Raw genomic sequence first — 22,184 nt, forward strand, 5'->3', positions numbered from 1 at the left:
AAACCCCAACGGGGGGGAGGGGGGGCAGAGGCGGGTGCGGAGTGAGGAAGACCCAAAACACCCCCCCCCCCCCCCCCCCCCCACCCCCCCCCCCCCCCCCCCCCCCCCCCCGGCGCCGATCCGCCCGACGCTGACGCCGGGCGTGCCGGCGCCCGCGCCGAAACCGCCGGCCGCGCCGACGACGCCGGCGCCGCAGCCGGCGCCGGCCCGGCCCGCTAACAAACCATAAGGAAACGCTGCATGCGTATGAACGAGAGGCGCTCCCTGTGGCGCCGGGTGCGGCCCTATCTGGCGGTGTTCGACCCGTCGCTGACCTTGATCCTGATGCTGCTGATGTGCACCGGCCTGGTGGCGATGTACTCGGCCGGCATCGGCATTCCGGGCAAAATGGAAGACCAGTTCCGCAACATCGGCATGTGCTTCGCGATGATGTGGCTGGTCGCCAACCTCAGCCCGCAACTGATGATGCGCGTCGCGCTGCCGGTGTACGTGGTGGCGGTGGCGCTGCTGGTGGCGGTGGCGCTGTTTGGCACGATCAAGCTGGGCGCGCGCCGCTGGCTGCACGTCGGCATCGACATCCAGCCGTCCGAATTCATGAAAATCGCCATGCCGATGATGCTGGCCTGGTATTTCCAGCACAACGCCGGGGCGCTGCGCTGGCAATCCTTCCTGATCGCCGGCGTGCTGCTGGCGGTGCCGATCGGCCTGATCGCCAGGCAGCCCGACCTGGGCACGGCGATGCTGGTCGGCGCGGCCGGCTTCTACGTGATCTTCCTGGCCGGCCTGTCGTGGAAAATGCTGATCGGCATGGCGCTGGCCTTCCTGGCCAGCCTGCCGCTGGTGTGGTCGAACCTGCACGACTTCCAGCGCCAGCGCGTGATGACCTTCATCGACCCGCTGCAGGACCCGCTGGGCAGCGGCTTCCACATCATCCAGTCGGTCATCGCCATCGGTTCGGGCGGCCTGACCGGCAAGGGCTGGACCAACGGCACCCAGGCGCATCTGGAATTCATTCCGGAGCGCACCACCGACTTCATTTTCGCGGTTTACTCGGAAGAGTTCGGCCTGGCCGGCAACCTGCTGCTGATGCTGCTGTACCTGCTGCTGATCGGGCGCGGCCTGATGATCGCGGCCAACGCGGCCAACGTGTTCTCGCGCCTGCTGGCCGGCGCCGTCACGATGGTCTATTTTACTTACGCCTTCGTCAACATGGGCATGGTCAGCGGCATCCTGCCGGTGGTCGGCGTGCCGCTACCGTTCATGAGCTACGGCGGCACCGCCATGATGACGCTGGGACTTAACGCAGGGATACTAATGAGCATACAACGCCACCGTAAATTGGTGCAGACATGATGGGCCGGCGGTTGACGCCGGCGCGCGCCGGCGCCGCGCTGGCGGCGCTGCTGGCGCTGGCGCTGGGTGGCTGCGGCACCGCGCCGCGGCAGGGCGGGGCGACGCCGGCGACCGGCGCCAGGCCGCCGGCGTCGCGCGCCGAGCCGTCGCTGCCGGCGCTGCCGCCGGCCGGCTCCGGCCGCGGCGGCTACTACAAGGACGACGGCCCGGGCGAGAATCCGCCGCCCAACCTGGCCGACACGCCGGACGCCGAGGCGCGGGTCGAGCCGCCGCTGCCGCGGGCGAACCGGCCGTACGTGGTGTTCGGCAAGACCTACACGCCGGTCGCCGGCAACCGGCCGTTCAGCCAGCGCGGCACCGGCAGTTGGTACGGTAAGAAATTCCACGGCCAGCGCACCTCGTCGGGCGAACTGTACGACATGTACAAGATGACGGCGGCGCATCCGACGCTGCCGATTCCGTCGTACGTGCGACTGACCAGCGCCGGCAGCGGCAAGCAAGTGGTGGTGCGCATCAACGACCGCGGCCCCTTCCATTCCAGCCGCGTCATCGACGTCTCCTACACGGCGGCGCTGAAACTTGGCCTGCTGAGCAAAGGCAGCCACGAATTGCAGATCGACCTGCTGCTGCCGGACGAAATCGAACGCATCCGCGCCGCCGGCAAGCAAGCCGCCGCCGCGCCGGCGCCGTCGGCGGCGGTACTGGCGGCCGAGGAGGAGGTGTCGACCGAGGCGGTGGCGATGCCGGAAGCGACCCAGTCGCTGCTGCCGGTCGCGGCGGCGGCGGCCGAGGCGGCCGCGCCGGCCGCCGCGAAAGGCGGTTTCTATTTACAGATGGGGGCGTTCGGACGGCTCGAGAACGCCGAAGCGGCGCGGCTGCGCCTGCTACCCTACACCGCCACCTTGGGCACGCTCGACGTGGTGCAGTCGGGTACGGTGCATCGCCTGTACGGCGGTCCGTTTCCCAGCCGCCAGGCCGCGGTCCAGGCCGCGGAAGCGCTGCTGGGCGCCTTTGGCGTAAAGCCGATCGTCGTGCAGCGCTAACACCGGGGACAGACCACGATTTCCAGGAAATATTTCCCGGAAATCGTGGACTCGGCGTCCTCGTCTGTCCCCGGTTTCGCTTCCAGCCTAGCGGCAGCTGCGCATTTCCTGCTCGGGGAACTTGGCCCGGATTTGCTCCAGACGGTTGCGGGTGGCCCGGTCCAGGTCGCGGAATTGGAAGGCCTGCAGTTTGCCGTTGCTGTAGCGCGGGCCGACGCGGGCGCTGTGCACGCCCTGTTTGACGAGGCTGGCCAGCAGCGTTTGCGCGCCCGTTTCCTGCTTGAACACGCCCAGCGAAATCGCCCAGCGCATCGTGGTGCTGTCCGACATGATGAAGAAATTGCTCACGCCCAATTGCTTGAGTTCGTTGGCTTTCTTGTCGGCCGCCTCCTTGTTGGCTTGTGGCGGAATATACACGATGTAGCTGGAGATATCCTGGCCGGGCACGTTGCGGCGCGACTGCCGCTCGCCCAGTTCCAGCGCCTCGAGGGCGCTCTCGAAACGGCGCGCGTCGGCCGGCGCGAAATTGCCGACCTCGGTGCAGACGAACACTTCAAGCGGCTTCGGCGCCGGCTTGGCGGCGACGGCGGAGGCGCCGGCGGTAGCGGCGGCCGTCGCGGTCGCCGCCGGCAGCAGGCTGATTTTGTCGCTGTTGAGCTGCTTGGCCAGACGCTCGGGTTCGTGCGCGTCGGCGTGGAAGCTGCCGAGGTAGCCGCGCCCGAGCGCGAACAGCCCGGCGTTCACGGCCAATAGCAGCCAAAAGAGCCATTTCACCACGACGCGTCCTCGGCGGCGGCCTGCAGGCCAATCAAGACGATGTTCTCGACGAAGCGGTACGGCAGCGACAGGCTGGGCGCGATGAACGGCGCGGCGCCGCCCGAGATCAGGCATGCCGTGGCGCCGTGGGCGGCGAAGGCGCGCTCGATGGCGCCGGCCTGCGCGGCCAGGCAGCCGCTCAGGATGGCGTCGTCGGTATTGTCGGCGAAACCGGCCGGCAGCGCGACGTCCTGGCCGATGTGCGGCAGTTGCGCGGTATGGCGCGCCAGCGCGCTGGCCATCAGCCCCAGCCCCGGCAGGATCATGCCGCCGAGGAAGCGGCCGTCGGCCGTGATCGCGTCGATGGTGGTGGCGGTGCCGCAATTGGCGACGATGATGGCCCGGCCGGGCGCCAGCGCGCGCGCGCCGATGGCGGCGGCGAAGCGGTCGCAGCCCAGTTGGGCCGGGTTGCGGTAGCCGTTGCGCAGGCCGGCCAGTTGCGGCACGGAGGCGAACCAGCGCGCCGCGTGCGGCGCCAGTTCCGCCGGCAACGCCCGTTCCAGGCCGGCGCGCAGCGCGGCGCCGGCGACGTTGGCCAGCAGCGCGCCGCGCAGCGGCCGCCCGGCCAGCGCCGCGCGCCACGCCTGCGGCAAGGCGGCCAGGCCGGCGTGCGGTACCGCGCCCCAGGCCAGCCAGGCGCCCAGGGCGGCGCCCGGCTCGGCCAGCGCCCATTTTATTCTGGTGTTACCCGCGTCAATCAATAGCATCATGGTCTTATTCTTCCGCTGAGCGCAACGATACGTCGCCCGACAAGACCGCGACCCGGCCCTGCGGCGTGTCGAGCAGCAGGCGGCCGCTGTCGTCGACGCCGCGGGCGACGCCCCGGTGCAGCACCTGGCCACGGTCGAGGATCTTGACGTCCCGCCCGTGGTGCGCGTGCAGCCGGTTCCAGCGCTCGCTAAAGGCGGCGAAGCCGGTGTCGTCGAACTCGGCCAGCGTCGCCGCCAGCCGGTTCAGCAACTGCGCCATCAAGTCGTTGCGGTCCATTTGCGCCAGCCACGGCGCGGCGGCGACGCCGCGGCCGATCTGGCTTTCAAGCCGGTCCGGCATCAGCAGGTTCAAGCCGACCCCGACCACGGCCCACACCGCGCCGTCGGCGCCGGCCAGGGTTTCAACCAGGATGCCGGCCAGCTTGCCGTCGTCCTTGATCAAGTCGTTCGGCCATTTCAGGCGCACCGGCACGCTCAGCGCGGTCAGCGTTTCGGCCAGCGCGACGCCGACCGCCAGCGGCAGGCCGACCAGTTGCTGCAGCGGCCCCTTGAAGCGCCAGGCCAGCGAAAACATCAGCGTGGCGCCCGGCTCGCTGAGCCAGGCGCGCCCGGCGCGCCCGCGCCCGGCGCTCTGCTGCAGCGCGATCAGCAGCGTCGGGCCGGGCAGGGCGGCGGCGCGCGCCAGCAGGTCGGCGTTGCTGGAGCCGGTTTCGGCCAACACCTCGATCGCCACGTGGGCGGCGCTGGCGGCGCAGCGCGCGTGGATGGCGGCGCCGCTGATGCCGGTGTTGGCGGTGGCGTTGACGACTGCGCTCATGGCAGGCGGCGCGCTTTGTGCGGCGCCTTCGCAAACGCCAGGTCGTAGAGCGGATTGGGCAGCATGCGCAGCAGCTTGGCCACCAGCCCCATCTGCCACGGGATCACGCGGTAGCTGGCACCGGCGGCGATGGCGGCGACGGCCTTGGCGGCAAAGGTCGCGGCCGGCATCAGGAAGGGCATCGGGTAGGCGTTATGCTCGGTCATCGGCGTGTCGATGTAGCCGGGCGTGATCGTGACGACGCGGATGCCGTACGGCTTGAGCTCGAGCCGCAGCGATTCGCAGTAGCTCATCAAGGCCGCCTTCGAGGCGCTGTAGGCCTCGGCGCCGGGCAGGCCGCGGATGCCGGCGACGCTGCCGATGCCGACCAGGCGCGCCGGCGTGGCCTGCGCTTTCATGGTGGCGATGAAGGGCGCGAAGGTGGCCACGGTGGCGGTGACGTTGACCGCCATGATGGTCGCGAACGCGGCCAGGTCTTCCGGGTGTTCGGTGAGCGTGCCGAAGGACACGCCGGCGCAGGCCAGCACCGCGTCGACGCCGCCGGCGTGGCCGATGAAGTCGACGGCCGCGGCGCCCAGCGCGGCGTGGTCGGTGACGTCAACCGGGTAGGCGCGGTGCAGTTGCGGGTTGGGCAGGGTGGCGATCAGCGCGGCGAGCGCGTCGCCGCGGCGGGCCAGCAGGCCGAGCGTCGCGCCCTGCCGGGCGTAGCGCAGCGCCAGGGCCGCGCCCAAGCCGCTCGACGCGCCGGTGATGAAAACCCGCGTCATCGGCTGCCGCATGCTTATTTCTTTTCCGCTTTCGCTTTCGCGACCAGATGGTCCATCACGGCCAAGCCCTGGCTGTTCAACTGCTCTTCGTTCTGCGCCGATTTCGAGCCTTCGTTGGCCATCGACGGCGAGGTGGTGAAGCGGCCGTCGATGCCGATCATCGGCCAGGAATCGACCTTGAAGGCGCCCATCATCGCGTTGGCCTGGCGCACCCGCGCGGCCACGCCGAAGGAGCGGTAGGCGTCGCTGAACTTGGCGCGGTCGATACCCTGCTTTTCAACGAAGCTGAAGACCGCCTCGTCGCTGTTGAGGCGGTTGCGTTCGACGTGCATGGCCTGGAACACCTTGCTGTGCAACTGCTCGACCAGACCCATCGCCTCGAGCGTGAAGAACAGGCGCTGCTGCGGCGCCACGCTCTCGTCGCGCTGCACGTGGACGCGCTTGAAGACGATGTTGTCGCCCTGTTTCTTGACCCAGGCGGCCAGCGCCGGTTCGAGCACGTTGCAATGCGGGCAGTAATAGGCGAAGAATTCGACGACCTCGATTTTTTTGCCGGCGGGCGTCGCCTGCGCGACCGGCAGGGTCTGGTACTCGACGCCGTTTTTCGGATCGGCCGGCGAGGCCTGGGCGGCCATGGCCGCGCCGCACAAGGTCGCCGCAAACAGTACTTTTTTGAGCAAACGCATAAGACTCCCTGGTTATTTCTGGTTGCGCACGACGGCGACGTCGACGCCGTTTTCGGATAATTTGGTGCGGGCCCGGTTCATCGACTCGACCTGGGTGTACGGACCCATGCGGACGCGGTGCAGCACGCCGTTGTCGGTGTTGCGGTCGGTGATGGCGGCCTCGAAGCCGAGCAGGGCCAGCTTGGCGCGCGCGCTCTCGGCGTCGACGGTTTCGCGGAACGCGCCAACCTGCAGGTAGTAGATCCATTTTTCCTCGGCCGCGTCGGCCTTGGGCGGCGCCTTGGCCTCGGGCTCCTTGCTGAAGCCGGCGATGACCTGTTGCAGCGGATCGGCCGGCGGCGCTTTCGGCGCCGGCTTCGGCTCGGGCGCGGCCTTCGGTTCCGGCGCCGGTGCCGGCTTCGGTTCGGCCGCTACCTTCGGCTCGGCCGGCGCTTTCGGCTCCTTGTCGAAATCCTTGGCCGCCTCGCGCGCCGCCTCCTTGTTGCCGTACATCGGCTTGTTCGGATCGCTGGCCTGGCCGGCGGTCGGCTCGCTCTTGCCGTTCCTGGCCTTGTCGGTGAACGGCGTCGAACCCTTGGTGATCACCAGCGCGACGACCACGGCGATGACCAGGCCGACGACCAGGCCGATGATGATGCCAACGAGGGTGTTGCCGCGCTGGCGGCGCGGCAGGCTGGAAATGCGCTGCTTGCGCGGCGGGCTGGAGCGGGCGGCGGAAGCGCTCATGCGTCCGGGCTTTCCAGGCTTTCGCGCACCATCTTGTCGGGCGCCGACACGCCGATCAGGGCCAGGCCGTTGCGCAGCACCTGGCGCGTGGCGACCATCAGGGCCAGGCGCGCCAGCTTGAGCGGCTCGTCGTCGACCAGCACGCGCTCGGCGAAGTAGAAGCTGTGCAGGTTGGCGGCCAGTTCGCGCAGGTAGAACGCGACCTGGTGCGGGCCCAGTTCGTTCTGGGCGCGCGCCAGCACCTCCGGGTAGGCCGCCAGCGCCGCCAGCAGCGTGGCCTCGGTCGGCGCCGTCAGCGGCGCCAGGTCGACGCCGGCCAGCGTGGCCTCGTCGCCGTGCCACTGCTCCAGCATGCGGCAGATGCGCGCGTGCGCGTAATGCACATAAAACACCGGGTTCTCGTCCGAGCTTTTCAGCGCGACGTCGACGTCGAAGACGAATTCGGTGTCGGCCTTGCGCGAAATGAGGAAAAAGCGCACCGCGTCGCGGCCCTTGGCGATATCGCCGGCGCCGGACCATTCGATCAGGTCGCGCACCGTGACGTAGGAACCGGCGCGCTTGGAGATCTTGACCTCCTCGCCGTTCTTCATCACCGTCACCATCTTGTGCAGCACGTAGTCCGGGTAACCCTTCGGAATGCCCATGTCGACCGCCTGCAGGCCGGCGCGCACGCGCGCGATGGTGCCGTGGTGGTCGCTGCCCTGGATGTTGATGGCCTGGGTGAAGCCGCGCTGCCACTTGACGACGTGGTAGGCGACGTCCGGCACGAAATAGGTGAAGCTGCCGTCGGTCTTGCGCATCACGCGGTCCTTGTCGTCGCCGTAGTCGGTGGTGCGCAGCCACAGCGCGCCGCCGTCCTCGTAGGTCTTGCCGGACTTGACCAGCGCGTCGACGGTGGACTCGACCTTGTTGTCGCTGTACAGCGACGATTCGAGGTAGTAATTGTCGAACTTGACGCCGAAGGCCTGCAAATCGATGTCCTGCTCGTTGCGCAGGTAGGTGACGGCGAAGGCGCGGATCGAATCGATGTCCTCGACGTCGGCGCTGGCGGTGACGGGCGCGCCGTCGCTGGCCGCGACCGTTTTACCGGCGAGGAAATCGCCGGCGATGTCGGCGATATAGTCGCCGTTGTAGGCCGACTCGGGCCAGGCGGCGTCGCCCGGCTTGTGGCCGCGCAGGCGCGCCTGCACCGAATTGGCCAGCGTCTGGATCTGCACGCCGGCGTCGTTGTAATAAAACTCGCGCGTGACGGCATAGCCCTGCGAGCCGAACAACGAGGCCAGCGCGTCGCCGAGGGCGCCCTGGCGGCCGTGGCCGACGTGCAGCGGGCCGGTCGGATTGGCCGAGACGAATTCGATGACGACCTGCTTGCCGGCGCCGGCGGTGCTCTGGCCATAGGCGGCGCCCTGTTGCAGCACGGCCGAGACGACGGCCTGCTTGGCGGCGGCGGCCACGCGCAGATTGATGAAGCCGGGGCCGGCGATATCGGCCGACTCGATCAAACCCTTGCCGGCCGGATCGGCCAGCAGCGCCGCGACGATGGTCTGGGCCAGCTCGCGCGGATTCAACTTCAACTGCTTGGCCAGCTGCATCGCGATATTGCAGGCGACGTCGCCGTGCGAGGCGTCGCGCGGTCGCTCCAACACCACCGACGGCGTCAGCGCAGTGCCGGCCAGGACGGGAACGAGAGCGGCCTGGAACAGGGCGATGATTTCTTGTTTTTGTTGAGCGAGCATGAGCGTGGTGGCGGCGGGGCCGCGCTAAATAAACAACCGAAGGCAAAAAGGACGGCGCCAGGCGCCGGCCAAACAGCAGTAATTATACTGGTTTGGCGCCGCCTGCAATACGAGCGGTGCGGCAACCCCGGGCCGGCGCGGGCGCCGGTGTGGAGGCGGGCCGGCTTGCGCTTGCGCAAAGGGGCGCCATATGGCGGTTTTCACAACGCTTTTGCGGGCCGTAAAGCAATCGCTTAGGTGAAGCCGCGCCACAACCGCTACAATCGACCCTTTACAGTGCGTGGCCGCGCCCGCCGCGCGCGCAGACCAGATACCGGATTGATGATGATTAAGCGCCCCATGTTGAAGTTGAAGATTGTCTCGAAGCCGGCCCCGACGCCGGCCGAGGCCGCCGCCGCCGAGGCCGCCGCGTACGCCAAGCTGCGCCCCAGCTACCACCCGGACGTGAAGCCGCAGCTGCAACCGAACTTCCAGCCCGACCTGCGCGCCGATTCGCTGGCGTTTTGCCTGCTCGGCGCCGCCAACGCGGTGGCCCAGGTGCGCGGCGGCAGCGCCCTGCCGCAGGCGCTGGCCAAGGTGTTCGCGCAGAACGGCGCCACGCCGCAGGCGCGCGGCGCGATCCAGGACATTTCCTACCGCGCCATGCGCCAGCTGGGCCGCAGCGAGACGCTGATCGGCCTGATGACGTCGAAGGCGCCGGAGCCGCCGATGCTGGCCGCGCTGCTGTGCTGCGCGCTGGCGCTGATGGCCGCCGAACCCGGCGAGCAGCCCTACGAGGAATTCACCGTCGTCGACCAGGCCGTCACGGTGGCCACCTCGCACCCCGACATGGCGCACGCCAAGGGCATGGTCAACGCCGTGCTGCGGCGCTTCCTGCGCGAGCGCAAGGCGCTGTTGGCGGCGGCGCTGCAGCAGCCGCTGGCGCAGTGGAACTACCCGCAATGGTGGATCGACGCCGCGCGCGCCGCCTATCCGCGCGACTGGCAGGCGATCCTGACGGCCGGCAACGCCGCGCCGCCGCTGACGCTGCGCGTGAACGCGCGCAAGAGCACGGTGCCGGCCTTCCTGGCCCGCCTGGCCGAGGCCGGCATCGGCGCGGCCCAGGTCGGCCCGTCCGCGGTGCGCCTGGAGCAGCCGGTGGCGGTCGGCCTGATCCCCGGCTTCGCCGACGGCCACGTCTCGGTGCAGGACGCCGGGGCCCAGCTGGCCGCGGCGCTGCTCGACTTGCGGGACGGCATGCGCGTGCTCGACGCCTGCGCCGCGCCCGGCGGCAAGACTTGCCACATCCTGGAAACGGCGGCCGTCGAGCTGACCGCCATCGACGCCGACGCCAAGCGCCTGCCGCGCATCGCCGAGAACCTCGAACGGCTCGGCCTGGCGGCGACGCTGAAGGCGCAGGACGCCCAGTCGGCGGCGTGGTGGGACGGCCAGCAGTTCGACCGCATCCTGGCCGACGTGCCGTGCACCGCCTCGGGCATCGTGCGGCGCCACCCCGACATCCGCTGGCTGCGGCGCAAGGGCGACGCGCTCCAACTAGCAACACTTTCGGCCAAAATCCTCGACAACCTTTGGCAGATGCTGCGCCCCGATGGTAAATTGTTGTTCGTGACCTGCTCGTTGTGGCCGCAGGAGTCGGAAGCCCAGGCCGCCGCCTTCGCGGTGCGCAACAACGCCACGCGGCTGCCGGCGCCGGGCCAGTTGCTGCCGACCGGCACGGTCGAACAGGACCACGACGGGCTGTTTTACGCCTTGTTTCAAAAAAATGGCGGGTAAGCGGCCGGCCCGCCATTTTCCAACGCAAGCACCGCAAGCACCGCAACCACCGCAACCATTCTTGAGCACCGGCCCACTTGTGACGACACGTTTTTTCCGATTGCTCGCCTGGCAACTGCTGCTGACGCTGGCGTGCATGCTGCCGCGCGCCCACGCCGCCGACGGCGTCGAGATCACGCGCGCCTACATCGAGTCGGTCGACGAGGGCTACAAGCTGGCCGCCAGCTACGCCTTCGACCTGAACCATGGCCTGGAGGACGCGGTGCAGCACGGCGTGCCGCTGTTCTTCACCACTGAGATCGAGCTGACCCGGCCGCGCTGGTTCTGGTTCGACGAGAAGGCCATCGTTGCCAGGCGCACCAGCCGGATTTCCTACAACGTGCTGACGCGCCAGTACCACGTCTCGATCACCGGCAACGTGCAGCAGAGCTTTGCCTCGCTCGAGGACGCGCTGTTCCTGATCCGCCGCCCCAGCCGCTGGCTGGTGGCCGCGCGCGGCGCGCTCAAGCCGGGCGAGACTTACAACGTCACGCTGCGCATGGACCTGGACCGCGACTACCTGCCCAAGCCGATCCAGGTGAACGCCTTCAACAACAGCGAATGGCGCCTGAGCTCGAATAAAAAGTCCTTCCTGTACAAGGCGGAGTAGTGAAGCAGGCGTTGCGCTATGCGATGGTGGTGGGCGGCGGCGTGGTCAGCATCTTGCTGTTCCTGCTGGCGTCGGCGTCCGACAACTCGGGTTTTTTCGACCGCTATTATTCCTGGTTGCTGGGCCTGAACGCGGCGGTGGCGGTGTCGCTGCTGCTGCTGGTCGGCATTTCGCTGGCGCGCCTGTACGCCCGCCACAAGAGCGGCAAGTTCGGCTCGCGCCTGATGGCGCGCCTGGTGCTGCTGTTCGCCGGCATCGGCATCCTGCCCGGCCTGGTGATTTTCCTCGTCTCGGTGCAGTTCGTCTCGCATTCGATCGACTCCTGGTTCAACGTCAAGATCGAGGCCGGCCTGGAGGCCGGCCTGAACCTCGGGCGCGCCGGCCTCGACAGCGAGTTGCTCGAACTCAAGGCGCGCGCGCTGCGCTCGGCCCAGGAACTGTCCTCCGAACCGCCCGAATATAATATGGCCACGCTGGCGCGCCTGGTGCGCGAGCGCGGCATGCAGACGGCGCTGATCGTGCGCGCCGACGGCCGCCTGGTCGGCGGCGCCGGCGCCGGGCCGAACGCCAAGCTGAGCGCCGAGCTGCCCAACCCGGACATGCTGTCGCAGGCGGCCGGGCCGGCCGGCTACGGCGCCGCCGAGGGCGGCATGGAATTGCAGGACGGCAAGGACGGCGGCGGCATGCGCCCGGCCGCCGCGGCCGCCGCCACGGCGGCCGACCCGACCACCGGCCTGCGCCTGCGGGTGCTGGTGCCGATCCCGGGCGCGGCGCCGCGCTACCTGCAACTGCTGCAGTCGGTGCCGGTCAGCTTGGCCACCAACGCCGAGGTGCTGCGCACCGCCTACAGCGAGTACAAGGAGCGCTACGTGGCGCGCTCGGGCTTGCGCAAGATGTACATCGAGACGCTGACCTTGACGCTGCTGCTGGCCATTTTCGGCGCCATCGGCAGCGCCTTCCTGATCGCCGACAACCTGGCCCAGCCGCTGCTGGTGCTGGCCGAGGGCACCCGCGCGGTGGCCGAGGGCGACCTGTCGCCGCGGCCCATCGTCGCCAGCCGCGACGAGCTGGGCACGCTGACGCAGTCGTTCAACACCATGACGCGCCAGTTGTTCGAGGCGCGCACCGCCGTCGAGAGCAACCGCGCCGCGCTGCAAAACGCCAAGGCGCACCTGGAGTCGGTGCTGGCGAACATGTCGGCCGGCGTGATGGTGCTCGACGGCGACTTCAAGCTCGTCACCTGCAACGAGTCGGTCGAGCGCATCCTGCAGCACGCCGGCGCGACCATGGTCGGCCAGCCGCTGGCGCACATCGGCGGCATGGAGGAGTTCGGCGGTGCCATCGTCAGCGCCTTCACGGCGCAAAGCGCGCAGACGGCGTCGGGGCGCAACCTGCAGCGCCTGCACTGGCAAAAACAGGTGGAGATTCCGCGCCGCCCCGGCGACGAGCACGACATCACGCTGCTGGCGCGCGGCTCGCGCCTGCCGCTGGAAACCGGCAGCGGCTACCTGGTGGTGTTCGACGACATTTCCGACGTCATCTCGGCGCAGCGCTCGATCGCCTGGGGCGAAGTGGCGCGCCGGCTGGCGCACGAGATCAAGAACCCGCTGACGCCGATCCAGCTGTCGGCCGAGCGGCTGCAGATGAAGCTGGCCGACAAGCTCGGCGAGGCCGACGTCGCGTTGCTCAACCGCAGCACCACCACCATCGTCAACCAGGTCGACGCGATGAAGCGCATGGTCGACGACTTCCGCGACTACGCGCGCACGCCGCCGGCGGTGCTGACGCCGCTCAGCCTGAACGAGCTGATCGAGGAAATCCTCCACCTTTACCTGGGCGGCGACGACGCCGACATCATCCACCCGCTGCTGGCGCCGGGCCTGCCGCTGGTGATGGGCGACGCCACCCAGATGCGCCAGGTGGTCCACAACCTGCTGCAAAACGCCCAGGACGCGATGAACGACGTCGCGCCGGGCGCGCCGCACCCGCGCATCGACGTGCGCACCGAGGCGATCCACTACCGCAGCGCCGGCGGCGGCGTCAACGTCGCGGTGCGCCTGGCGATCAGCGACAACGGCCCCGGCTTTGCACCGAAAATACTCGCGCGCGCCTTCGAACCGTATGTGACGTCGAAGGCGCGCGGCACTGGATTGGGACTGGCCATGGTCAAGAAAATCGTCGACGAACATGGCGGCAGGATCGATATTGAGAACCGGGCCGACGGAAGTGGCGCGTCTGTCGTCATTTTGCTGTTAAAGTTAGCTCCGGTTAATCTGGCTTAACGCTTAAAACACTAATAAAATCATAGTTGTGACGCGGCGCGGTGACTGCGCGGCGAAATCGGCGAAATGAGGAAGGCAAGGATAGATGGCAAACATTCTCGTAGTTGATGATGAAATGGGGATCCGCGAGCTGCTCTCGGAGATTCTTGGAGACGAGGGCCACGCGATCCAGTTGGCGGAAAACGCCCAGCAGGCGCGCGAGGCGCGCAACGCCGGCGCGCCGGACCTGGTGCTGCTCGACATATGGATGCCGGACACGGACGGCGTCACGCTGCTCAAGGAATGGCAGCGCGACGGCTTGCTGACGATGCCGGTCATCATGATGTCGGGCCACGCGACGATCGACACCGCCGTCGAGGCGACCCGCATCGGCGCGCTGAACTTCCTCGAGAAGCCGATCGCCCTGCAAAAACTGTTGAAGGCGGTGCAGCAGGGACTGACGCGGGCGCAGGAAACGGTGCGCGCGCCGGCGCCGGCGCCGCGGCCGCAGCCGCAAGCGCCGCTGGACGACGGCGCGGCAGGCGCCGCCTCGCCGTTCGGCGGCGCGGCGGCGCAGTCGCACGCGGTGGTGCGCACCGGCGCGCTGGCGCAGCCGGCCGCCGACGGCCACACCTTCAGCCTGTCGTTCGACCTGCCGCTGCGCGAGGCGCGCGACGCCTTCGAGCGCATGTATTTCGAACACCACCTGGGCCGCGAGGGCGGCAGCATGACGCGGGTGGCGGAGAAAACCGGGCTGGAACGTACCCACCTGTACCGCAAACTCAAGCAATTGGGCGTCGAGCCCGGCAAGCTGGCCAAGAAAAACCTGTGATGGGCGGCGGCGCCGGTAAAACGGCAACCGTGCTGGTGACGGGCGCCGGCGCGCGCGAGCGCGAGGCGGCGATTGCCGCCGCGCTGCACGCGGGCGCGGACGGCGCCGCCATCCTCGAAGGTTTGGCCGACGGCAATTCCGCCTTGGCCGACCTGCTTGAGCGCGCGCCGGCCGCGGCCGCGCCGCGAGTGCTGCGCATCGCCCCCGGTTGCCTGTGCTGCACCGGCAACCTGGTGCTGCGCGTTACCCTGAACCGCCTGTTGCGCCGGCCGCCGGCGCAACTGTTCATCAGCCTGGCCAACGCCGAACACCTCGGGCAACTGCGCCAGTGGTTGACGAACCCGCCTTACGACGCCCTGCTGACGCTGGGCGCCGACCTCGACCTCGACCTGGCCGCGTGCTTTGCCGGCCCGCTACACGACTGAACGGCGCGTGCGGGCGACGCGTTTGCGCCAGTCCGGTATCATATCCTGACACACTGCGTCGGCGCGGGGCGTCCGCGCCACTTGAAAACGCCGGCGACAGCCCCACCTGATTTCTGAAGAACGAGATGGCTTGCCGCCATGTCGATGAAGCGAAGGAATCCACATGAATCTGATCTACAACAGCGAGCAATATAGCGTCGTCGAATTCGGCGTCGACCGCGACCTGGAAGCGTTGCGCTTCGGTGGCTATGAAATCGTCGACAAGGGCGGCAAGCGCGAGACCTTCATCGCCGGCCTGTTGGCGCAGTCGTTCCGCCGCGACGTCAACCTGCTGATCGCGCGCGAGCCGAGCATGGAGGAAATCGACGAATTCCTGGGCGGCTACGATTCCTTGATGAGCCAACCGGTGCTGCTGCACTAGCGGCAGCGGCGCTGGCCGGGCGTACCGGTGGCGACGGGCGAGGCTGTGCGGGTTTCCTCGCTACGTCGCCGTGTGTTGCCGCTATCACGCGCGCCGTCGCCCCGGCGGCGTGCGCGCGTGGTAAGGTTGGCCTGTTATAGCAGAACCGCAAGCAGACCATGTGCCAACTTCTCGGAATGAACTGCAATGTCCCTACCGACATTGTTTTTAGCTTTACCGGCTTCGCCATGCGCGGCGGCCACACCGACACCCACCACGACGGCTGGGGCATCGCCTTTTTCGAGGGCGCTGGCGTGCGCCATTTCGTCGACCACCAGGCCGCCGTCGCCTCGCCCGTCGCCGCACTGATCAAGCGCTATCCGATCAAGTCCAAGAACGTCATCGCGCATATCCGCAAGGCCACCCAGGGCCGGGTCGCGCTGGAGAACTGCCATCCCTTCGTGCGCGAGCTGTGGGGCCGCTACTGGGTGTTCGCCCACAACGGCGACCTCAAGGATTTCCACCCCGAATTGGACGGCATCTACCGGCCGGTCGGCTGCACCGACAGCGAACGGGCTTTTTGCTACCTGTTGCAGCAATTGCGGGCGCGCTTCGGCGCGACGGCGCCGCCGCTGCCGCGGTTGCGCGCCGCGCTGGCCGAACTGGTGCGCGGCATCGCCGCCCACGGCACCTTCAATATGCTGCTCTCGAGCGGAGGCGAACTGTTCGCGCACTGCTCGACCAATCTGTTTTATGTCGTGCGCCAACATCCGTTTGTAACCGCTAAACTATCGGACGAGGACGTCACGGTGGATTTTTCGACCCTGACCACGCCGCAAGACCGGGTCGCCGTCATCGTTACGCAACCGCTGACCACCAACGAGTCGTGGACCGCGTTTGCGCCCGGGGAATTGAAATTATTTGTCGATGGATTGCCGCAGGAAGACGAATCGGCGTAATTTGTCCAAGACAAGCGCAAATATTGCTGCCAAAATAGCCGTATGACATGATTATTACGGTAAAGTATTGACAATATTGACCCTCGACATGCGCGAAGCACCTTCTACCCCCTCGCCGCGTGTCACTCGACGTGAATGATAAAGATTTAATGATCGACATTTCTAGTACCGATATCGCCCCGAAACCTTTGCGCGTGCGCGAGTTTTACCTGGGGCGCCAGCCGATCTTGGATCGGAACCAGGCGTTGTTCGGCTACGAGTTGCTTTTTCGCAACGCCCCGGTCGGGCCGGCGAACATTAGCAGCGACCTGTCCGCCACCGCTTCCGTGATCGCCCACGCCTCCCAGCTGGGCATGGAAAAAGTCATCGGCGACGCGCTCGGCTTCGTCAACGTTGACGCCGACGTCATCATGAGCGACATTTTCGGCTTCCTGCCGCGCGAGAAGGTGGTGCTGGAAATCGTCGAATCGATGATCGTGACGCCGCAGATCCACAGCCGCATCGGCGAGCTGGTCGGGCACGGTTTCACGTTCGCGCTGGAAAACGTCATCGCCGACTCGAACCAGGTGCAGGAACTGATGTCCCTGGTCGACTACGTCAAGATGGACATGAGCAAGGTCGAACTGGCCACGCTGTCGACCCTGGCGCCGCGTTTCAAGCGCGAGCAGAAAAAACTGGTGGCCGAGAAGGTCGAGACCCGCGAGGAGTTCAAGACCGGCCTGGACCTGGGCTTCGATTTCTTCCAGGGTTATTATTTCGCCAAGCCTGCGATCATGACGGGCAAGAAGCTGTCGCCGTCGCAACTGGCGGTGATGGAGTTGATGACCCTGGTCACCTCCGACGCCGACAATATGGAAATCGAGCGCGCCATCAAGCGCGACGTGTCGCTGGCGCTGAACCTGCTGCGTCTGGTCAACACGCCGGCCGTCGGCGCGCGCCAGCGCATCGATTCGCTCAGCCAGGCCGTGTCGGTGCTGGGCCGGCGCCAGTTGCAGCGCTGGCTGCAAATCATGCTGTACGCCGAGCCGAGCAAGCGCGGCCACAGCATGACGCCGCTGCTGATGCTGGCAACGACCCGCGGCCGGCTATTGGAATTGTTGGCGACCAAGCTACGCCCGAACCAGGCCCACGCCGCCGACGTCGCCTTCACGGTCGGCATCATGTCGCTGATGGACACGCTGTTCGGCGTGTCGATGGACGAGATTTTGAAGCAAATCCACGTGATCGACGAGGTCGGCGAAGCCTTGCTTGAACGCAACGGTTTCTATGGCGACCTGCTCAAGCTGGCCGAGTGCATCGAACGCATCGAAGACATGGAAGACCAGATCGTGCCGACCTTGCGCGAACTGGCGATGTCCACCGAAGACCTGGTCGAGCTGGAGATAGCGGCCTTCGAGTGGAGCGACAACGTGGTGCGCTACGCGCTGTAAGCTGGTTGTCGCCCAAGTAAACCGGCAATGAGCCGGCAACGGCGCCTCCTTATCGGGGCGCCGTTGGCGTTTCCGCGTGGCGGCGCTCAGGTCGCGGCGCCCGTGCCGGGCCAGTGCTTGTGCAGCTCGGGGTCGGTGCGCATCTCCCACAGCGCCAGGACGGCCACGGCAATGCCGACGATGAGCTCGTTCCACATCGCCGTGCCGCGATCCGCGGCGCCCAATATCCACGGCGACGCGGCCACCCATATGCCCACCAGCAAATTGAGCAGGACGGCCCAGAAATACGTCTTGTACAGGTCGAAGGCGGCCAGCACCGCGATCACCACCCCGGAGACGAAGGCGTTGATCATGTGCGGCGACCCTTCCGGGTAGCTGAACGCCCACGGGGAAACGATCAACCATAAGCCGAGTACCAGGATCAGTTGGTCTTGCCAGCGCCTTGCGCTTACCACTTCGTTCGTTGCCATATGCCCTCCATTGCTTGTCACGGGAATGTCGTGCAGCGGGGGACGCAACAGCTTGGCTGGCGCAAACCCGCCGACGTACACAATTAGTGCGCGGGGCGGCAGAAAAGTTCAGTGTTGTGCATGGCCGCGATTGTCGTCGGTCATTGCATCAAGACAGGTTCGGGGCGAGCCAGCGTTCGACGTCGTCCTTGCTGGCCCCGCGGCGCTTGACCATGTCGTTGAGCTGGTCTTCGCCGATCTTGCCGACGACGAAGTACTTCGACTCCGGATGGGCGAAGTAGAAGCCGGACACGGCCGCGCCAGGGAACATGGCGAACGATTCGGTCAGCCGCATGCCGATTTCCTCGGCCTGCAAGACCTTGAACATGTCGGCCTTGACGGTGTGCTCCGGGCAGGCCGGGTAGCCGGGCGCCGGGCGGATGCCCAGGTATTTCTCGCCGATCATGTCCTCGTTGCTCAGCGTCTCGGCGCTGGCGTAGCCCCACAGGTCTTTGCGCACGCGCTCGTGCAGGTATTCGGCGAAGGCTTCGGCCAGGCGGTCGGCCAGCGACTTGAGCATGATCGACGAGTAGTCGTCGTGGGCGTCCTCGAAGCGCTTCTCGTACTTCTCGATGCCCAGCCCGGAGGTGACGGCGAACATGCCGATGTAATCCTTTAACCCGGACGGCTGGCCCTGCAGCAGTTTCGGCGCGATGAAGTCGGCCAGGCACTGGTTCGGACGCTGCACCTTGTTGCCGTCGGCGTCTTCGATAATCGGCTTGACGCCCTGCTGGCGCAGGCCGTAATAGGTGAAGGCCACCGTGGCGCGCGTGTCGTCGGTGTAGATCTCGATGTCGTCGTCGTTGACGCTGTTGGCCGGCAGCAGCGCGACGACGCCGTTGGCGCTCAGCCAGCGCCCGTCGATGAGTTTTTTCAGCAGCGCCTGGCCCTCCGCGAACACCTTGGTGGCGGCGTCGCCGACCACCTCGTCCGTCAAAATCGCCGGGAACGGCCCGGCCAGGTCCCAGGTCTGGAAGAACGGACCCCAGTCGATGTACTGGGCGATCGCCGCCAGGTCGACGTTCTTGAACACGCGCCGGCCGATGAACTTCGGCTTCACCGGCGTGTGCGCGCCGTCGAAGGGCACCAGCATCTTGTTGGCGCGCGCCGCCGCCAGCGTCAGGATCGGCAGCACCTTCTTGTTGGCGTGCTGCTCGCGGATGCGCGCGTAGTCGACTTCGATGTCTTCGATGTATTTGTCGCGCGCCTCCGGCGTCAGCAGCGACTGCGCCACCGACACCGAGCGCGAGGCGTCCGGCACGTATACCACCGGGCCTTCGTAGTTGTGGGCGATCTTCACGGCCGTGTGGGCGCGGCTGGTGGTGGCGCCGCCGATCAGCAGCGGAATCTTCAGCATGCGGAAGTGCGGGTCGCGCTGCATTTCCTTGGCGACGTGGGCCATTTCCTCCAGCGACGGCGTGATCAGGCCGGACAGGCCGATGATGTCGGCGTTCTCGATCTTGGCGCGCGCCAGGATTTCCGAGCAGGGCACCATGACGCCCATGTTGACGACCTCGAAGTTATTGCACTGCAAGACGACCGAGACGATGTTCTTGCCGATGTCGTGGACGTCGCCCTTGACGGTGGCGATGACGATCTTGCCCTTCGGCTTGGCGACGATGCCGGTGCGCTGCTCTTCGCGTTTTTTCTCTTCCTCGATGTAGGGGATCAAGTGGGCCACGGCCTGCTTCATCACGCGCGCCGACTTGACCACCTGCGGCAGGAACATCTTGCCCTGGCCAAACAGGTCGCCGACCACGTTCATGCCGTCCATCAGCGGGCCTTCGATGACGTGGATGGGGCGCCCGCCGTTGCCCAGCAATTCCTGGCGCGCCTCCTCGGTGTCCTCGACGATCCATTGCGTGATGCCCTGCACCAGCGCGTGCGACAGGCGCTGCTGCACCGTGCCCTCGCGCCAGGCCAGCGTCTGCACCTCGGCCTTGCCGCCGGCCTTCAGGGTGCCGGCGATCTCGATCATGCGCTCGGTGGCGTCGTCGCGGCGGTTCAGCACCACGTCCTCGACGCGCTCGCGCAGCTCGGCGTCGAGGTTGTCGTAGACGCCCATCATGCCGGCGTTGACGATGCCCATGGTCATGCCGGCCTTGATCGCGTGGTACAGGAACACCGTGTGGATGGCCTCGCGCGCCGGGTCGTTGCCGCGGAAGCTGAAGCTGACGTTGGAGACGCCGCCGGAAATCTTGGCGTGCGGCAGGTTGTCCTTGATCCAGCGGGTGGCGTTGATGAAGTCGACCGCGTAGTTGTTGTGTTCCTCGATGCCGGTGGCGATGGCGAAAATGTTCGGGTCGAAGATGATGTCTTCCGGCGGGAAACCGATGGCCCGCGTCAGCAGCTTGTAGGCGCGCTCGCAAATTTCGGTCTTGCGCTCGAAGGTGTCGGCCTGGCCCTTTTCGTCGAAGGCCATGACGATGACGGCGGCGCCGTAGCGGCGGCACAGCGTGGCTTGGCGCAGGAACTCGGCCTCGCCTTCCTTCATCGAGATCGAGTTCACCACCGCCTTGCCCTGCACGCACTTCAGACCGGCTTCGATGACCGACCATTTCGACGAGTCGATCATGATCGGCACGCGCGATATGTCCGGCTCGGAGGCGATCAGGTTGAGGAAGCGCGTCATCGCCGCCTGCGAGTCGAGCATGGCCTCGTCCATGTTGATGTCGATCACCTGGGCGCCGTTCTCGACCTGCTGGCGGGCCACCGACAGCGCCTCGTCGTATTGCTCGTTGAGAATCATGCGCGCGAAAGCCTTCGAGCCGGTCACGTTGGTACGCTCGCCAACGTTGACGAACAGCGAGGCGTCGTTGACGGTAAACGGCTCCAGGCCGGACAGGCGCAGGTCGTGGTTGGCGGCCGGCACGGCGCGCGGCGCGGTCGTCGCCAGCATGTCGGCGATCGCCTGGATGTGGTCGGGCGTGGTGCCGCAGCAGCCGCCGGCCATGTTGATGAAGCCGCTGTCGGCGAATTCGCGCAGCAGCGCCGAGGTGTCCGCCGGCAGCTCGTCGAAGCCGGTGTCGCTCATCGGGTTGGGCAGGCCGGCGTTCGGGTAGATGCAGACGAAGGTGTCGGCGATCTTCGCCAGTTCCTCGGCGTACGGGCGCATCAGCGCCGCGCCCAGCGCGCAGTTCAGGCCGATGGTCAAGGGTTTGGCGTGGCGCACCGAGTTCCAGAACGCCGGCACGGTCTGGCCCGACAGGATGCGCCCGGAGGCGTCGGTGACGGTGCCGGAGATCATGATCGGCAGGCGCACCTGGTCCGGGTTTTGCTCGAAGTACAGGTCGATGGCGAACAGCGCGGCTTTGCAGTTCAGCGTGTCGAAGATGGTTTCGACCAGCAGCACGTCGGAGCCGCCCTCGACCAGGCCGCGGGTTTGCTCCAGGTAGGCCGCCACCAGTTGGTCGAAGGTGACGTTGCGCGCGGCCGGGTCGTTGACGTCCGGCGAGATCGAGGCGGTCTTCGGCGTCGGCCCCAGCGCGCCGGCGACGAAGCGCGGCTTGTCGACGCTGGAATACTTGTCGCAGGCGGCCCGCGCCAGCTTCGCCGCCTGCACGTTCATCTCATAGGCCAGGTGCGCCATATGGTAGTCGTCCTGGGCGATGGTGGTGGCGCCGAAGGTGTTGGTCTCGATCAGGTCGGCGCCGGCGGCCAGGTAGCGCTCGTGGATTTCCTGGATAATGTGCGGCTGCGTCAGGGTCAGCAATTCGTTGTTGCCCTTGACGAAGAGTTCGCGCGCGCCGCTGTCGGCCGGCGCGGCGAAGTCGATGAAGCGGCCTTCGGGGCCGCCGCGGTAGGCCACCTCGTCGAGTTTGTATTGCTGGATAATCGTGCCCATCGCGCCGTCGAGGATCATGATCCGGCGCGACAGGATCTCGCGCAACTGGGTTTCGGTCTTGGACATGGCGGGGATCACGGTATCGTTCATTTCATGCTTTCATTTGACGGGACGGGCAGGGCGTTGGACCAGGCTGGGGCCGTAACTTCGCGAGGATAAAATTATACGGCATCGGCCTGCTTTGGTTTGGCGGCGGGGCGCCGTGGCGGCGGCGATACGGGCGCGAAGAGGTTTCTTTGCCACACTATGGAGGGGGCCGGCCCGGCGGCGGCGCGGCGCGCCCCGCCCATCGTTATTTTTTCCTGAATAAAACTGCCCGATGAAATTTCTTCCGTGGATAATGCCTGTTTGGTAGAAATAGAGAGCGTTGTGTGATGGCTGCTACAGTTTCATTTCCGCGCGGCGCGCGACGAGGCGCCGCCGGGCCGCGCCTAGCGCTGGCCGCCTG

General features: G+C 67.1%; 19 protein-coding genes and 1 pseudogene. 11 read left to right on the plus strand and 9 right to left on the minus strand.

The window, feature by feature from the left end:
• The 3 genes and pseudogenes from ACFDR9_RS17000 to ACFDR9_RS17010 all read left to right on the plus strand — a co-directional run.
• Positions 1–229: pseudogene (locus tag ACFDR9_RS17000) on the plus strand (hypothetical protein); the annotation flags it as partial.
• A gap of 11 nt (positions 230–240) precedes the next feature.
• Positions 241–1,353, plus strand: coding sequence for a rod shape-determining protein RodA (gene rodA, locus ACFDR9_RS17005; protein WP_026133092.1), 1,113 nt, complete (start codon positions 241–243; stop codon positions 1,351–1,353).
• Complete coding sequence (locus ACFDR9_RS17010; protein WP_327076082.1) at positions 1,350–2,396, plus strand: septal ring lytic transglycosylase RlpA family protein; 1,047 nt, start codon at positions 1,350–1,352, stop codon at positions 2,394–2,396. The genes rodA and ACFDR9_RS17010 overlap by 4 nt, the downstream gene beginning before the upstream one ends.
• 87 nt (positions 2,397–2,483) lie before the next feature.
• Here ACFDR9_RS17010 and ACFDR9_RS17015 read toward each other — a convergent pair whose 3' ends face one another.
• The 7 genes from ACFDR9_RS17015 to argS are packed head-to-tail and all read right to left on the minus strand — an operon-like array spanning position 2,484 to position 8,654.
• On the minus strand, positions 2,484–3,170 hold the full coding sequence (locus ACFDR9_RS17015; RefSeq protein ID WP_409031766.1) for an SPOR domain-containing protein: 687 nt from the start codon (positions 3,168–3,170) through the stop codon (positions 2,484–2,486).
• Positions 3,167–3,922, minus strand: a complete 756-nt coding sequence (locus ACFDR9_RS17020) for a type III pantothenate kinase (RefSeq protein WP_327076080.1) — start codon at positions 3,920–3,922, stop codon at positions 3,167–3,169. Before ACFDR9_RS17020 ends, ACFDR9_RS17015 begins: the two co-directional genes overlap by 4 nt.
• A gap of 4 nt (positions 3,923–3,926) precedes the next feature.
• Positions 3,927–4,739 carry a biotin--[acetyl-CoA-carboxylase] ligase gene (locus ACFDR9_RS17025; RefSeq protein WP_327076079.1) on the minus strand — a complete coding sequence of 271 codons (813 nt, stop codon included), beginning with the start codon at positions 4,737–4,739 and terminating at the stop codon, positions 3,927–3,929.
• On the minus strand, positions 4,736–5,518 hold the full coding sequence (locus tag ACFDR9_RS17030; protein ID WP_327076078.1) for an SDR family oxidoreductase: 783 nt from the start codon (positions 5,516–5,518) through the stop codon (positions 4,736–4,738). The genes ACFDR9_RS17025 and ACFDR9_RS17030 overlap by 4 nt, the downstream gene beginning before the upstream one ends.
• Before the next feature lie 2 nt (positions 5,519–5,520).
• On the minus strand, positions 5,521–6,192 hold the full coding sequence (locus ACFDR9_RS17035; RefSeq protein WP_017877621.1) for a thiol:disulfide interchange protein DsbA/DsbL: 672 nt from the start codon (positions 6,190–6,192) through the stop codon (positions 5,521–5,523).
• A gap of 12 nt (positions 6,193–6,204) precedes the next feature.
• Positions 6,205–6,918 carry an SPOR domain-containing protein gene (locus ACFDR9_RS17040; RefSeq protein ID WP_327076077.1) on the minus strand — a complete coding sequence of 238 codons (714 nt, stop codon included), beginning with the start codon at positions 6,916–6,918 and terminating at the stop codon, positions 6,205–6,207.
• Positions 6,915–8,654 (minus strand): arginine--tRNA ligase, encoded by a 1,740-nt coding sequence (gene argS / locus ACFDR9_RS17045; RefSeq protein WP_017877619.1) that lies wholly within the window; start codon positions 8,652–8,654, stop codon positions 6,915–6,917. The genes ACFDR9_RS17040 and argS overlap by 4 nt, the downstream gene beginning before the upstream one ends.
• 324 nt (positions 8,655–8,978) lie before the next feature.
• Between argS and rsmB the strand changes: the two genes are divergently transcribed.
• The 8 genes from rsmB (at position 8,979) to ACFDR9_RS17085 (ending at position 17,383) form a co-directional block, all read left to right on the plus strand.
• On the plus strand, positions 8,979–10,427 hold the full coding sequence (rsmB, locus tag ACFDR9_RS17050) for a 16S rRNA (cytosine(967)-C(5))-methyltransferase RsmB (RefSeq protein ID WP_409031773.1): 1,449 nt from the start codon (positions 8,979–8,981) through the stop codon (positions 10,425–10,427).
• Positions 10,428–10,506: 79 nt separating this feature from the next.
• Positions 10,507–11,076 carry a DUF4390 domain-containing protein gene (locus ACFDR9_RS17055; protein WP_026133087.1) on the plus strand — a complete coding sequence of 190 codons (570 nt, stop codon included), beginning with the start codon at positions 10,507–10,509 and terminating at the stop codon, positions 11,074–11,076.
• Positions 11,076–13,358: a PAS domain-containing sensor histidine kinase gene (locus ACFDR9_RS17060; RefSeq protein ID WP_017877616.1), complete on the plus strand. Its 2,283-nt coding sequence runs from the start codon at positions 11,076–11,078 to the stop codon at positions 13,356–13,358. The genes ACFDR9_RS17055 and ACFDR9_RS17060 overlap by 1 nt, the downstream gene beginning before the upstream one ends.
• A gap of 85 nt (positions 13,359–13,443) precedes the next feature.
• Complete coding sequence (locus tag ACFDR9_RS17065; protein WP_026133086.1) at positions 13,444–14,169, plus strand: response regulator; 726 nt, start codon at positions 13,444–13,446, stop codon at positions 14,167–14,169.
• On the plus strand, positions 14,169–14,594 hold the full coding sequence (locus ACFDR9_RS17070; protein WP_327076075.1) for a GTPase: 426 nt from the start codon (positions 14,169–14,171) through the stop codon (positions 14,592–14,594). Before ACFDR9_RS17065 ends, ACFDR9_RS17070 begins: the two co-directional genes overlap by 1 nt.
• 163 nt (positions 14,595–14,757) lie before the next feature.
• Positions 14,758–15,015 carry a DUF3567 domain-containing protein gene (locus ACFDR9_RS17075; RefSeq protein ID WP_017877613.1) on the plus strand — a complete coding sequence of 86 codons (258 nt, stop codon included), beginning with the start codon at positions 14,758–14,760 and terminating at the stop codon, positions 15,013–15,015.
• 158 nt (positions 15,016–15,173) lie between these two features.
• Positions 15,174–15,953 carry a class II glutamine amidotransferase gene (locus tag ACFDR9_RS17080; protein WP_026133085.1) on the plus strand — a complete coding sequence of 260 codons (780 nt, stop codon included), beginning with the start codon at positions 15,174–15,176 and terminating at the stop codon, positions 15,951–15,953.
• Positions 15,954–16,102: 149 nt separating this feature from the next.
• A complete protein-coding gene (locus tag ACFDR9_RS17085) occupies positions 16,103–17,383 on the plus strand; it encodes an HDOD domain-containing protein (protein WP_327076074.1) in 1,281 nt (426 codons plus the stop codon).
• An 86-nt stretch (positions 17,384–17,469) separates the two neighbouring features.
• Here the strand turns inward: ACFDR9_RS17085 and ACFDR9_RS17090 are convergent, their stop codons facing one another.
• On the minus strand, positions 17,470–17,853 hold the full coding sequence (locus ACFDR9_RS17090) for an SPW repeat protein (RefSeq protein ID WP_327076073.1): 384 nt from the start codon (positions 17,851–17,853) through the stop codon (positions 17,470–17,472).
• A gap of 148 nt (positions 17,854–18,001) precedes the next feature.
• Positions 18,002–21,826: a methionine synthase gene (gene metH / locus ACFDR9_RS17095; protein WP_409031767.1), complete on the minus strand. Its 3,825-nt coding sequence runs from the start codon at positions 21,824–21,826 to the stop codon at positions 18,002–18,004.
• Positions 21,827–22,184: the final 358 nt, after the last annotated feature.

The sequence above is a fragment of the Janthinobacterium sp. CG_23.3 genome (assembly GCF_046115965.1).
Classification (GTDB): Bacteria; Pseudomonadota; Gammaproteobacteria; order Burkholderiales; family Burkholderiaceae_D; genus Janthinobacterium.